The sequence below is a fragment of the Psychrobacillus faecigallinarum genome (assembly GCF_014836595.1).
GTDB classification, from domain to species: domain Bacteria; phylum Bacillota; class Bacilli; order Bacillales_A; family Planococcaceae; genus Psychrobacillus; species Psychrobacillus faecigallinarum.
Genome location: NZ_JACSQO010000018.1, coordinates 1 through 13,345, shown reverse-complemented (window position 1 = coordinate 13,345; position 13,345 = coordinate 1). Strand labels below are relative to the sequence as shown.

The window sequence follows — 13,345 nt, the reverse complement described above, 5'->3', positions numbered from 1 at the left end:
AGAAGTATGGCAATGATGTCTATATTTTTTATACATAAATGTAAGGGTTTTCAGGGTTTCTACAAAGGAGGATTTATCAACATGAATAAGATTGTGACTGCTGAGAAAGCAATCTCTTCTATTAAAAATGGGGATATCGTTGCAGTGGGAGGCTTTGGCTTAATAGGCTGTCCGCTTCAGCTTGTGGATACACTAGCTGAGCATGAGGTTTCTGATTTAACAATTATTAGCAATAATTTGGGAGAACCAGGTGGTAAGGGCTTAGGCAAAATATTAATGCAAAACAAAATAAAAAAAGCAATCGGCTCTTATTTTACAAGCAATAGGGATGCTGTCCAATATGCAAAGGATGGAAAACTTGAAGTAGAGCTTGTACCTCAGGGGACGCTTGGAGAGAGGCTTAGAGCTGCTGGAGCAGGGCTTGGTGGTTTTTACACTCGTACATCAGCTGGTACATTGCTCGCAGAGAACAAGGAATCACGAGTAATAGATGGTAAGGAATATGTATTGGAGTTTCCTCTTCAGGCGGATGTGGCCCTTATTAAAGCTAAAAAGGCCGATAAGCTAGGCAATTTAGTTTTTTCAAAGACTGCTAGAAACTTTAATCCTGATATGGCGATGGCTGCCAAAATCACTATTGTGCAAGTAGAAGAGTTAGTGGAGGTAGGGCAACTAGATCCTGAGCATATCATCACTCCACATTTATTTGTCAATTATATTGTGGAGGAGGGGAAGTGAAAAAATGGAAACTATAAGTAGTAAAGCAAAAATCGCGAAAAGAGCCGCGGAAGAAATAAAAAACGGTTCCATTGTGAATCTTGGAATAGGTATCCCGACGTTAGTAGCGGATTATTTAGACACAGGCAAAGAAGTTTATTTACATACGGAAAATGGATTGCTAGGCGTTGGTCCATCTCCGAGCGAGAAACAGTTAGATCTCGAAATTATTAATGCGGGTAAGCTACCAGTTACCGCTCAACTAGGCGCTTCCTATTTTTCTTCCTCCGAATCCTTTGCCATGATTCGTGGAGGGCATGTGAATACGGTCATTCTAGGAGCATTGCAGATTAGTGAAACAGGGAATTTAGCAAACTGGGCAGTTCCTGGAAAGGATATTTTAGGAGTAGGTGGGGCTATGGATTTAGTAGCTGGTGCAAAGGAAGTCATTATAACGACTCAGCATTGCTCCAAGGATGGCGAGCCGAAAATCGTTAGTGAATGTACCTACCCAGTAACAGCAAAGAATATCGTAAGTACACTTATTTCGGAGTATGCCGTGTTTCGTTTTGTAGAAAACAAAATGGTTCTGGAGGAACTAGCAGACGGTTGGACAGTAGAGAAGCTAAAAGAAATTACACCTGCGAAATTTATTGTGTCTCCAACATTATCAATTTATTAGATAGAAGAAACTACAAGGGGGATTAGAATATGGAGCATGAATTTGTGATTGTTAGTGCCAATCGAACAGCGGTAGGCAGATTTGGTGGGCAGCTAAGAAACGTTCCAGCTGCTGATCTTGCTGCTACCGTGATGAAAGAAGCAATTACCCAAGCAGGATTGACAGTCGAACAAGTTAATGAAGTAGTGTTCGGTGAAGTAAGGCAATCGACGGAAGCCTCCAATTTGGCTAGAGTCGCGGCTCTGAAAGCAGGAATTCCAATCGAGTCATCTGGTTATACAGTAAATCGCCTTTGTGCATCAGGTATGCAATCGGTTATATCCGGTGTTCAGCATCTCGCTTTCCATTCTCAAGATATTGTTCTAGCAGGTGGAGCAGAGAATATGAGTAGAGCACCTTTGTATTTACGAAATTCTCGTTTTGGAGAAGGAAATCCATATATCGTAGATTCCAATTTAGAAAATGGTCAACAACCGATGGAGATGTATGGTAAGGATTTAGGAATGGGTATGACAGCAGAAAATGTAGCTGAAAAATATGACATATCTCGCGAAGATCAGGATGCATTTGCTTTGGAAAGTCAAAAACGAGCGAAGCAAGCCTGGGAGGAAGGCCGTTTTGACTCTCAAATCGTTCCAATTGAAATAAAGTCTAAAAAAGAAACTAGTGTGTTTGCAAGAGATGAGCATATGCGTGACACCTCATTAGAAAAATTAGCAAGTTTAAAGCCGGTGTTTAAAAAGGACGGAACAGTAACTGCTGGAAACGCATGCGGAAGAAATGATGGGGCAAGTGCGATTATCCTTATGACTGCAGAGAAAGCAAACATACTAGGCTTAAAACCGTTGGCGAAAGTAAAAAGTTGGTCCACAACTGGAGTAGACCCCCGTTATATGGGGATTGGTCCAGTCCCAGCAATTGAAAAACTTCTAAAACAAACAGACTTGAAGGTACAGGATATTGGACTATGGGAGCTAAATGAAGCATTTGCCTCTCAATCACTTGCAGTTATCAGACAAGTGGGGATTCCAATAAGTAAGGTAAATGTTAATGGAGGGGCTATTGCTTTAGGACACCCCCTAGGTGCTACGGGTGCAATTATTCTTACGAAGCTATTACATGAAATGAAGCATAGAAATGAACAATTTGGAATCTCAACGCTATGCGTTGGAGGTGGCCAGGGGATGGCTGTACTTCTGGAGAATATGTAAAAATACATAATACAAAGGATGATATGATGAGTAAAGAGGTAAATCAATATTTAATTCCACCTGCTACATTTGGCGAGAAGCTGAAGCAGGTTGGTCCAGGAATCGTCGTGGCGGCAACCGGTGCTGGAACGGCCGACTTAATAACATCGCTTGTAATAGGTACATCTTTTGGAATGACTTTTGTATGGGCAGTAATTGTTGGTGCCATTTTAAAATACTTCTTGAACGAGGGAGTAGGGAGACTGTATTTAGAAACCGGTCAAACGATTGTGGATGGCTGGCATTCTCTCGGTAAATGGGCAACTGGTTACTTTGGTGTTTATGCAATTATATGGGGCTTTGTATATGGTGCAGCAGCTGCTTCCACATCAGGGATGGCGATGCATGCCATGTTCCCAATTATGCCAATTTGGGCTTGGGCTATCATCCACTCAATCGTAGGTTTTATATTAATATGGGTTGGTCGCTATCTTCTGTTTGAAAAAGTAATGACTGTTTTAGTTGGAGTCATGTTTATCACGATTATCGGTACAGCAGTAATGTTCTTACCAAGCTTTGGTGATTTCGCGTTTGGATTTGTACCCCGTATTCCAGAAGGTTCATTTATTCTTATGCTTGGTTTAATCGGTGGAGTAGGTGGGACAATAACAATGGCCTCCTACGGATATTGGTTGACTGAGAAAGGGTGGAAGGGTAAGGAATGGGTTAGTGCCATGCGTCTGGATGCCAAAGTCGCATATACTCTAACAGCTCTTTTTACACTAGCTGGTTTAGTCATAGGGGCACAGTTCCTAGCAGGTACGGGAGTGAGTATTCGAGATGATGAAGGACTGGTTAAGCTAGCTGACATGCTAGGAGCTGAATTCGGAACACCTATGCGCTGGATGTTCTTAGTGGCCTTCTGGTCTGCAGCATACACTTCTCTACTAGGTGTTTGGAATGGCGTTCCTTATCTGTTCGCAGATTTCATGAAAACCATTCGTAAAAAGAAAGGCCCTGGAAAAGAGAAGGTTTCTACAAAGGAACCAGCTTATCGCTTCTATTTAGCATGGCTGACATTCCCTCCAATGGTTCTGTTTTATTTCGGAAAACCAGTAGAACTAATCATTATTTATGGAGCGTTAGGATCTCTATTCATGCCATTTTTAGCCCTTTCTTTAGTATTGCTTCTTAATGCCAAGAATTTAGAATCACGTAACAAATTAGTGTCCAATGCCGTACTAATAGGATGTCTCATTATGTTTGGTTATTTGGGAATAAGTGAATTGGTTAAAATATTGTTTGGTTAATATAGGAGCCATCACGTTTGTTAACGTGATGGTTTTATTTTTTATACGATTTTTATTGTTATAGCTATAGCAACAGGCGACTACTTCAACGGAAAACAGCTATTTTAAAAATGACACTTAAAGGGTACCTGCGCCTTTCGCTATAGATAAAGTTGCATGTTGCCTATACAAAAGTGGGCTTTCTCCATACTTCCCCTTAAACAGTTTTGAAAAGTAGTTGGCGTCATTAAAGCCGGTCTTTGATGCAATTTCATGGATGGTTAGATTGGTTTCCTGAAGCAGCTGCTTTGCATGAGTAAGACGTTTTTGGTTAAGGTATTGCTTGAATGTCATCTCTTTTGTTTGTGAAAAGAGCATGCTTAAATAGCTTTGGCTGATCCCTATAAAACTAGCTAGTACCTCTAAATTTAACTTAGGATCCGTATAGGAATAATCGATAAAGTCTAGGGCGGCATTTACATAGTCGAACTGGCCTTTTTCTTTTTGTTTTATCGATTGGTTCATGGTGTCCTGACAGAATAGGACGAATTCCTGAATAATCGTGTAAAGGACCGGATGATTCAGGATGATATCGAAGAGTCGGTTGTATCGCAATTCTAAATCTAATCGCTTTTCCATTTGGTATTTCAGCATGAACCTCCTTACCTGAGCAAGTATGCTAGTAAGCTGAATGCGGATGGTGTCCGGCTGATAGTAGATCTCATTGGCTGTGATGCTATATAAAAACCTCTTGATAGTTTGAACATCGTTTTGTTCAAGACTTGTTATCCACAGTCGTTGTTGCTCTATAGTCAAAAAAGGATCTAAACTATGAAATTTAGGAAGCTTGCTGACAAGAAAAACTTGTCCGAAGCCATGCTGAAAACGTAGCTTTAGAGTTTCTTTTATAGCTTGATACATTTCCTTAATGGATTTTCTCGGTAAATCATAGATCGCGATATTTAAGTTTGCGTTATGTGTGCTTGTCCATTCTCTAATAATTGCTTTTGCTCTTTTAGTAAGCCCCTCCAGGGAATCATCCGTTGAAAATGCCACAATGCGCTTAGAAAGGGGTAAAAGAGTCAGATGATTTAAAGATTCTAGCCAATGAAATAGCTGCTCGTTTTGCTCCAAAAACTCTGTTTCTAACATGAGACAGAATGTAAATTCATTATTTACTACCTGATGCTTCTCTAAAAATAAAGAAGGATAAATAGAATGATCGCCAACTAAGGGGAGAACCTCTCTTTGAACATTTATTTTCTGTCTTATTGCATGAGTTATATATTGCTTTAGCATGTTTAAATCGAGGGGTTTAACGAGTAGGGTGAGTGCTCGTAGAGATAGAGCATTTAATGCGTGCTTAAAAAGAGGCTCTGCCGTCATACCAATGATGTGCTGAGAATTTAGCGATAAAGCCTTTCTCAATCGATTTGACTCCTCCTGAGTAAGCAGTTCCATCTCCAATAAAATAACCTCTGGGTTCTCTGCTTCAAGCTGTTGAACCGCCTCATTAATATTTCCCGCCTCTAAAATAGTCGTAATATTTAACTGATATCGCTTGATATACCACTGAATTCCATTTCTTTCTGTTTGATCTCGGTCAATTATTAAGAGCTTCACTCAATTACACCTCATTTTTTACGATAGTTATCTAGCTTTAAATCTTTATCCCCTTAGGAATTTCTTATGATTTTATTCATTCTGTCAAAAAATCATAAATTATTCCTTCTCTTTCTTAATAAAATTCCATCTTATCTAAAGAAATTCCTTTATTTTATAACAACATTACATATATTTAATCTTTTCTGAATTTTATAATTGATTGAAAAAGGAGTGGTGGGTTTGGTAAATATCCCGAATAAAGGGCTCATTCAAGAGGGTAAGACCGAGATGCTTTCTGTCTTCAAGTTTGTTATTTGCAGTTTAATAGGAATCTTTAGCTTCTTTGTTACCTTTACGTATAACGAGAAATCTTCTATTCTACTTGATCATATTGTAACGTGGCTATCAGTGAATGCACCTACTTTTGTAACAATCTATATAGTAATCATGCTTGTATGTGGAGCTGTATATCCATTTGTCACTAAAACATGGAATAAGGATAAGGTCAGTATTATTATGTCCTTATTTAAATTGGTTGGTCTGGGAGTAGGGATATTGTTGTTGGTAGGTGTCGGACCTGCTTGGCTATTTGACCCAAATGTCGGACCATTTTTAATGGATAAGCTGATTAAGCCAGTTGGTGTTTTGATTCCGATAGGAGCTATCTTCTTAGCATTGCTAGTCAGCTATGGCTTACTTGAATTTATAGGTGTGTTCATGCAACCAATTATGCGACCGGTTTTTAGAACTCCCGGACGTTCTGCAGTAGATGCAGTTGCTTCCTTTGTAGGAAGTTATTCTGTTGGTTTATTGCTGACTAATCGCGTGTTTAACCAAGGGAAGTACACAATCAGAGAAGCTGCAATTATTGCAACAGGCTTCTCCACTGTTTCTGTTACATTTATGGTCGTAATTGCAAATACATTGGACTTAATGGCTTATTGGAGCTGGTTCTTCTGGGTTTCACTAGTCGTAACATTTTTAGTGACAGCTATTACGGCACGTATTTGGCCTTTAGCAAAACTGAAGGATGAGTACATCGTAGAGGAAGGAGACCCTGAGGTTGTTGTTAACGAAAATCGACTGCAGATAGCTTGGTCAGAGGCGATGCAGGCAGTGCGAACAAATCCGCCGTTGTGGAAAAACCTTTTGCAGCATTTAAAGGAAGGCTTAATAATGACGATGGGTGTTCTACCATCCATTCTTTCTATTGGACTTTTAGGGTTGCTGCTTGCTATGTATACCCCGGTGTTTGATTGGATTGCGTATATTTTCCTTCCATTTACTTGGGCTTTGCAAATTCCAGATCCATTACTTACTGCAAAAGCATTATCTGTATCTATTGCAGAGATATTCCTTCCTGCCTTATTAGTGACCTCTGCTACTACTTTGACGAAATTTATCGTAGCTGTCGTATCGGTATCGGCGATTTTATTTTTCTCGGCTGTTATTCCAGTCATTCTCTCTACCGACATTCCGCTAACAATTCGTCAGATGGTCGTTATTTGGTTCCAACGGGTTGTACTTACTTTAATCATTGTTACACCAATCGCATTTATATTATTTTAAAGGGAGTGTTATTTTATGAAAAATGTATTACAAAATATAAAGGCACCAACAGGAAGTCAGCTATCATGCAAAGGATGGACACAAGAGGCTGCTATGAGGATGCTCATGAATAATTTGGATCCAGAGGTGGCAGAAAATCCAGATGAGCTAGTTGTGTATGGAGGAATTGGTAAGGCAGCACGAAACTGGGCGAGCTATGAACAAATAATTGAATCCTTGAAAAAGCTAGAAAACGATGAAACCCTACTCATTCAATCTGGTAAGCCAGTAGCAGTGTTTCGTACCTATGAGCATTCTCCACGTGTACTAATTGCAAACTCTAATTTGGTGCCAGCTTGGGCAAACTGGGAGCATTTTTACGAGCTAGAGGATAAGGATTTGATGATGTATGGTCAGATGACTGCAGGGAGCTGGATTTATATCGGTGCTCAAGGAATTTTACAGGGAACATATTTGAGCTTCGTGGAGGCCGGTAAAAAGGTGTTTGGCAGTTCAGATCTCCGTGGAAAATTAATCCTAACAGGTGGTATGGGAGGTATGAGTGGTGCTCAGCCACTTGCTGGTAAGATGGCAGGTGCAGTCATTCTTGTAGTAGAAGTAGACAAGAAAAGAATTGAACGAAAAATAAAAGAAGGCTATTGCGATTACTTAGTAGAAGATTTAGATGATGCCCTGAGAATGGCGAAGGAATTACAGGAAAAGAAAGAGGCAGCATCCATCGGGCTAGTAGGAAATTGTGCAGATGTATACAGAGAAATCTATGAACGTGGTATTGTTCCTGATCTAGTTACAGACCAAACAAGCGCACATGATCCGTTAAACGGATATATTCCAAACCATATGTCATTAGAGGAGGCACTAAAGCTTCGCAAGGTTGATCCAAAAGCATATGAACAAAAGGCGAAAAAGGCAATGGCTGAACATGTGCAGGCAATGCTGGATTTTCAAACAGCGGGGTCTGAGGTGTTTGATTATGGCAACAACATAAGAAAGTACGCACAGGAAATGGGAGTGGCGAATGCCTTTGACTTCCCAGGATTTGTACCAGCTTATATTAGACCATTGTTTTGTGAAGGAAAAGGTCCGTTCCGCTGGGCAGCTTTATCAGGGGATCCAGAGGATATCCTTAAGACAGATGCACTGGCAAAGGAAATGTTTGCAAACGATGAGGCGCTCGTGAACTGGATCGATATGGCTCAGAAGATGGTGAAGTGGCAGGGACTTCCTGCTCGAATCTGTTGGCTAGGCTATGGAGATCGTCACCGCTTTGCGCTTAAGGTCAATGAAATGGTCGCTTCAGGTGAACTTAAGGCTCCGATCGTTTTTGGACGTGACCACTTAGATTCAGGCTCTGTGGCATCCCCTAATCGGGAGACAGAGGGAATGAAGGACGGTTCTGATGCAGTGTCCGATTGGCCAATCTTAAATGCATTAGTGAATGTTGCTGGTGGAGCAAGCTGGGTAAGTGTACATCACGGTGGTGGCGTAGGAATGGGGTATTCACAGCATGCTGGTCAGGTGCTCGTAGCAGACGGCACGGATATGGCAGCAGAGAAGATTAGCCGTGTGCTAATATCTGATCCTGGTATGGGGGTTGCTCGCCATGCAGATGCAGGTTATGAGATTGCCATTAAAACTGCCCAGGAGAAGAATGTTCATATACCAATGCTAAACACAAAAGGATGAGAATACATGACACTACTAATTACAAATGCAAATCAATTAATTACTCTAGCGTCGGCTAGTAAGAAAGCGCGTACGGGAAAAGAAATGACTGAGCTTAACATTATAGAAAATGGAAGTCTATTAATAGAAGAAGACCGCATTGTAGCGGTTGGTACTAAGGAAGAACTTCAGGAGCAGCATCCAGAGTTAATGGAGAAGGCAGAGATATTAGATGCCACTGGCAGTGTAGTTATGCCGGGACTTGTTGACGCACATACGCATCTAGTATTCGGGGGAACTCGTGAAAATGAATTCCAAATGCGTTTAAATGGAGCTACCTACATGGAAATCATGAATGCAGGCGGAGGAATTCATGCTACCACGAAGAAAACGAGAGAGTCATCCTTTGACCATTTATATGAGAAAACATATGCACACCTAAATGATTTTCTTCGTCATGGGATAACAACAGTAGAAGCAAAAAGTGGCTATGGCTTAGATTGGGAAACAGAGGAGAAACAGCTACAGGTTGCAAAGAAGCTTCAGGAGAATCATACAATCGATGTAGTAAGAACGTTCATGGGGGCCCATGCGGTACCTGCTGAGTATAAGGAAAATCCTGATGCGTTTGTAGACTTGATTGTCAATGAGATGATTCCGAAAGTAGCAGAGTTAGGTCTAGCGGAGTTCAATGACGTTTTCTGTGAAAAGGGTGTCTTTACTCCAGAGCAGTCTCGTAGAATTTTATTGGCTGGTAAAGAACACGGGCTCATCCCTAAAATCCATGCAGATGAAATCGAGCCATATGAGGGAGCAGAGCTAGCAGCGGAGGTAGGAGCTATTTCAGCGGAGCATTTATTGGTAGCCTCGGATAAAGGAATCCAAGCAATGGCGCAGGCTGGAACAGTGGCTGTTTTGTTGCCAGGGACAGCTTTTTTCTTAAAGGCAGCTTCTGCGCGAGGGCGATTGATGGTGGATGAAGGTGTGCCGGTTGCCATTTCAACTGACTTTAACCCGGGTTCTTCTCCAACGATTTCGCTGCCTTTCATCATGAATTTAGCCTGTATGAATATGGGCATGACGATGGAGGAGGTTCTGACAGCGACCACCATTAACGCCTCATATGCGATTAACAGAGGAAATGAGATAGGTTCTTTAGAATCTGGTAAGAAGGCGGACGTGCTTATTTTAAATGTCGAAAACTATCAGCAACTTCAATATTTTTACGGAATGAACCATACGAAGACCGTTGTAAAAAATGGAAAAGTAGTTGTGGATAATGGGGTGATCATAGATGGACTACAAAAAAGCACCAATTGAGCCTGCTCCATTTAACTGGCAGAGAATAGAGCATCAAGATATGAAGGTCAAGGACTGGATTGTTCCCCAGTGGCGAAGTGAGAAAAAGGACTGGGAGGTAGTGCTTCTTGGGGCACCGCTTTCTAGGTCTTCTATTAGTGTTTCAGGAGCATCTGAGTTTCCAAATGCCTTTCGTCAGTCATGGGAAAAATTCTCGACATACTATATTGATGAAGGTATAGACATTCGTGAGTTGAAGGTGGCGGATATCGGAAATGTAAAGATGCATTTCACGGACATATTGCGTAGCCATCAACACATCGAGGACGCTATGGAGAATGTGGCAGGAGAATATCCAAACGCATTGAAGGTAACAATTGGCGGAGATCATTCAGTAACGGCTGCAACTATTCGTGGATTAAAGAAGGTTATGCCAGAAAAGAAGATTGGTATTTTACAGTTAGATACACATTTAGATTTGCGCTCCACAGATGAACACGGTCCGACAAACGGAACCCCCATTCGCCAATTAATAGAAGGTAGAGTGATCGAGGGGAAGCATGTCTACAATATTGGATTGCATGGTTTTTATAATGCACCTTCTCTAATAGAGGCTGCAAACGATTATGAGGTTCACCGGATACGATTGAAGGAGCTGCGACAAAAAGGCATCGAGCAAACGATACAGGACGTACTATCTGTATTGATGGAGCAAGTAGACTTTATTTATGTCACCGTAGACATGGATGTCCTAGATATAGCCTATGCGCCCGGTGTTCCAGCATCCACACCCGGTGGCATGCGTTCGGATGAGCTATTTGATATTTTATATGAAGTAGGGAAATGTGAAGGGATAGGAGCCATTGACTTTGTATGTATTGATCCAACGAAGGATAACCTAGTACAAGCTACTGTCAAGACGACCACTTACGCATTTTTAACGTTTTTAGCGTCCTTTTATCAGCACCAGGTGAAGAAACGCGAGGCATTATGAGGTTTATGACCGGATGGGGAAATTTATGACCGTTCGGGAGAGGTTTATGACCGGATAGAAATTTTTATGACCGTTCGCGCGAGATTTATGACCGGATAAAAATTTTTATGACCGTTCATATAAAAAGAGCGTGAGGCTAAATATAGCTTCACGCTCTTTCAAGTAAAATTCAGAAAAATAAATCTTTTCCACCTGTTTTAGCGTATAATAGTAGTAAATGGGACAGGGGAGGAATTGTATGATAGAAAGGATATCCACTACGTTTATCCAATATATTAATAATATTTCAAAGTTTGTAGTGTCCATGTTTCTTTCAGATGGAAGGACAAAGGAAGTAACCACGGAAGAGAGTCGAAGGGCCGTCCGACATATGCGAAGGATGTACCAATATGATTGGTATGTAGAGCTGAAGAATCGATTCGAACAAAATTGGGATCATCATCCCGAGGTTTTACACTTCATGAGTCAGGTAGATGTTAAATCGTTAAATAGCGAGGAGAGCAAGGAGAACTTTTTAAAAAATTTTCATCAACTATTGGAGAACCTAAAATGGATATAAAAGTCTGATCCAGAAAGAAACGAGCTTATCGCTTTCTTCTCTGGATTTTTGTTTGCTTAAAATTCTAATTAATAATTGATAGTGAAATTAATAAATGATGAGAAATTTGTCTCCAAGCTCGCAGCCGTAATGGATTCTGAAGTGTCTCCTAAATATGTAAAAGTCGCTCCTACATTGAAGAAACCCGCTCCTAAACTAAGTTTGCGCCCCTAAAATGAAGAAAAGCGCCCGTACGGAAGCCAGAAGTGTCTCCTAACCATGTAAAAGCCGCTCCTAAATCGAAGAAAACCGCTCCTAAACTAAGTTTGCGCCCCTAAAATGAAGAAAAGCGCCCATATCATAGTCAGAAGTGTCTCCTAAATATGTAAAAGTCGCTCCTAAATCGAAGAATATAGCTCCAAAACTAAGTTTGCGCCCCTAAAATGGAGAAAAGCGCCCGTACGGAAGTCAGAAGTGTCTCCTAAATATATAAAAGTTGCTCCTAAATCGAAAAATATAGCTCCTAAACTAAGCTTGCGCCCGTTAAGTTTTAAAAATTGCCCACTTAAAAGTGTGAATATTCGATTATTTTTAAATGAAAATACAATTTTGTAGATGTTGAAAAGGGGTTGTTTTATTTAGAAAAAAATGGGTATTTTTATTTAATACAATGACTCTTTATGATATTTTTATAATGTGGAATTAATAGGAATTTGATGAATTTAATCTCAATCTATTATGATATAAAGTCCTTTGTTTCTCTAAAAACTTTAGTTGTTTCGAACGAAACCTTCTATTTTTTTATTTAGAGGGTTTGTTTTTTAAAGTTTTGGGGCAATACTCTAGAGAGTTTACGAAAAGAGGTACAAAGGAGGAACTTTATGTTCAAGGTTAGGACTATTTTATTCGTTGCGCTAATTACTTTAACTACAAACTCAGTAGCGCACGCATCGAATGTTTTATCCCCTACGGATCAAAGGGATGAAATGATTCTTCTTACCGACGCTTCAGACCAAAGGAATTTAGTAGACGAAGAAACTGACTTAGAAACTGAGATGGACGATTTTAATATACATTTTGATGACTTATATGCAATGAAATTGCTTATGAAAATTCGTTCTGAGCCAGTAATTTACACGGTTACCGAGGGGGACAATCTCTATAGGATTGCTCTAGCAAATGATTTGTCACTCAGCGAACTTATGAATATGAATAATATAACAGGAGATTTAATTTTTCCAGGTGATGAATTAATAGTGAAGCAAGGAACTGGGAAATCGGAGGATTCACCGAAGAGACAGGTGATGGGGGTTACTGCTCCACCAAATGAGCCAGTAGCTCCAAGCGCAGCATCGACAAAGATTGAAGTATCTGCACCAGTTGTAGCAGAAGCACCAAAAACAGATGGTTCCATTGAGATGACGATGGAAGCAACAGCCTATACAGCCTATTGTACAGGATGCTCGGGTACAACTGCCTACGGTATTGATTTAAGAGCCAATCCCGAAGAAAAAGTAATTGCCGTTGATCCACGTATAATTCCACTTGGGACAAGAGTATGGGTAGAAGGTTATGGAGAGGCAATTGCAGGTGATACTGGTGGGGCTATTAAAGGTAATAAAATTGATGTATTTATGCCATCCTATGAAAATGCAATGCAATGGGGTAGAAAGCAAGTTAAATTAATCATTTTAGATTAAGTTAGAAGCCTATGTAAATAGGCACTGACTAACGTTTTTGAGACAGGAATAAAACACCCTATTATGCAGCCGATTGACGGTATTGAACCGGCGATTG

At 40.4% G+C, this 13,345-nt stretch carries 11 protein-coding genes; 10 read left to right on the top strand and 1 reads right to left on the bottom strand.

Going from position 1 to position 13,345, the window contains the following annotated elements; all coding sequences use genetic code 11:
• Nucleotides 1-81: 81 nt before the first annotated feature.
• Genes H9650_RS19910 through H9650_RS19895 form a run of 4 tightly spaced genes read left to right on the top strand, consistent with a single transcriptional unit; the run spans nucleotide 82 to nucleotide 3,899 of the window.
• Nucleotides 82-738, top strand: a complete 657-nt coding sequence (locus tag H9650_RS19910) for a CoA transferase subunit A (RefSeq protein ID WP_144541878.1) — start codon at nucleotides 82-84, stop codon at nucleotides 736-738.
• Nucleotides 739-742: 4 nt separating this feature from the next.
• Nucleotides 743-1,399, top strand: a complete 657-nt coding sequence (locus H9650_RS19905; protein ID WP_191697979.1) for a 3-oxoacid CoA-transferase subunit B — start codon at nucleotides 743-745, stop codon at nucleotides 1,397-1,399.
• A 29-nt stretch (nucleotides 1,400-1,428) separates the two neighbouring features.
• On the top strand, nucleotides 1,429-2,610 hold the full coding sequence (locus H9650_RS19900) for a thiolase family protein (protein ID WP_154312238.1): 1,182 nt from the start codon (nucleotides 1,429-1,431) through the stop codon (nucleotides 2,608-2,610).
• On the top strand, nucleotides 2,562-3,899 hold the full coding sequence (locus tag H9650_RS19895; RefSeq protein WP_225216191.1) for an Nramp family divalent metal transporter: 1,338 nt from the start codon (nucleotides 2,562-2,564) through the stop codon (nucleotides 3,897-3,899). Before H9650_RS19900 ends, H9650_RS19895 begins: the two co-directional genes overlap by 49 nt.
• A 117-nt stretch (nucleotides 3,900-4,016) precedes the next feature.
• Here the strand turns inward: H9650_RS19895 and H9650_RS20835 are convergent, their stop codons facing one another.
• The gene (locus H9650_RS20835) at nucleotides 4,017-5,501 is read right to left on the bottom strand and encodes a response regulator transcription factor (protein WP_151112570.1); all 1,485 of its coding nucleotides are present in this window, start codon (nucleotides 5,499-5,501) and stop codon (nucleotides 4,017-4,019) included.
• Nucleotides 5,502-5,771: 270 nt separating this feature from the next.
• Between H9650_RS20835 and H9650_RS19885 the strand changes: the two genes are divergently transcribed.
• The 6 genes from H9650_RS19885 to H9650_RS20830 all read left to right on the top strand — a co-directional run bounded on the left by H9650_RS19885 (nucleotide 5,772) and on the right by H9650_RS20830 (nucleotide 13,248).
• Nucleotides 5,772-7,052, top strand: a complete 1,281-nt coding sequence (locus H9650_RS19885; protein ID WP_151113843.1) for a YjiH family protein — start codon at nucleotides 5,772-5,774, stop codon at nucleotides 7,050-7,052.
• Nucleotides 7,053-7,067: 15 nt separating this feature from the next.
• Complete coding sequence (hutU, locus tag H9650_RS19880) at nucleotides 7,068-8,738, top strand: urocanate hydratase (protein ID WP_151112572.1); 1,671 nt, start codon at nucleotides 7,068-7,070, stop codon at nucleotides 8,736-8,738.
• 6 nt (nucleotides 8,739-8,744) lie between these two features.
• Nucleotides 8,745-10,037, top strand: a complete 1,293-nt coding sequence (gene hutI, locus H9650_RS19875) for an imidazolonepropionase (protein WP_151112574.1) — start codon at nucleotides 8,745-8,747, stop codon at nucleotides 10,035-10,037.
• Nucleotides 10,012-11,010: an agmatinase family protein gene (locus tag H9650_RS19870; protein WP_151112576.1), complete on the top strand. Its 999-nt coding sequence runs from the start codon at nucleotides 10,012-10,014 to the stop codon at nucleotides 11,008-11,010. The genes hutI and H9650_RS19870 overlap by 26 nt, the downstream gene beginning before the upstream one ends.
• Before the next feature lie 238 nt (nucleotides 11,011-11,248).
• Nucleotides 11,249-11,569, top strand: coding sequence for a hypothetical protein (locus H9650_RS19865; RefSeq protein ID WP_144541893.1), 321 nt, complete (start codon nucleotides 11,249-11,251; stop codon nucleotides 11,567-11,569).
• A gap of 860 nt (nucleotides 11,570-12,429) precedes the next feature.
• Nucleotides 12,430-13,248, top strand: coding sequence for a 3D domain-containing protein (locus H9650_RS20830; protein WP_186318285.1), 819 nt, complete (start codon nucleotides 12,430-12,432; stop codon nucleotides 13,246-13,248).
• Nucleotides 13,249-13,345: the final 97 nt, after the last annotated feature.

Excerpts from the sequence above, each read along its gene's own strand:
- H9650_RS19910 (WP_144541878.1), top strand. The coding sequence starts at position 82 with ATGAATAAGATTGTGACTGCTGAGAAAGCAATCTCTTCTATTAAAAAT.
- H9650_RS19905 (WP_191697979.1), top strand. The coding sequence starts at position 743 with ATGGAAACTATAAGTAGTAAAGCAAAAATCGCGAAAAGAGCCGCGGAA.
- H9650_RS19900 (WP_154312238.1), top strand. The coding sequence starts at position 1,429 with ATGGAGCATGAATTTGTGATTGTTAGTGCCAATCGAACAGCGGTAGGC.
- H9650_RS19895 (WP_225216191.1), top strand. The coding sequence starts at position 2,562 with ATGCGTTGGAGGTGGCCAGGGGATGGCTGTACTTCTGGAGAATATGTA.
- H9650_RS19885 (WP_151113843.1), top strand. The coding sequence starts at position 5,772 with ATGCTTTCTGTCTTCAAGTTTGTTATTTGCAGTTTAATAGGAATCTTT.
- hutU (WP_151112572.1), top strand. The coding sequence starts at position 7,068 with ATGAAAAATGTATTACAAAATATAAAGGCACCAACAGGAAGTCAGCTA.
- hutI (WP_151112574.1), top strand. The coding sequence starts at position 8,745 with ATGACACTACTAATTACAAATGCAAATCAATTAATTACTCTAGCGTCG.
- H9650_RS19870 (WP_151112576.1), top strand. The coding sequence starts at position 10,012 with ATGGACTACAAAAAAGCACCAATTGAGCCTGCTCCATTTAACTGGCAG.
- H9650_RS19865 (WP_144541893.1), top strand. The coding sequence starts at position 11,249 with ATGATAGAAAGGATATCCACTACGTTTATCCAATATATTAATAATATT.
- H9650_RS20830 (WP_186318285.1), top strand. The coding sequence starts at position 12,430 with ATGTTCAAGGTTAGGACTATTTTATTCGTTGCGCTAATTACTTTAACT.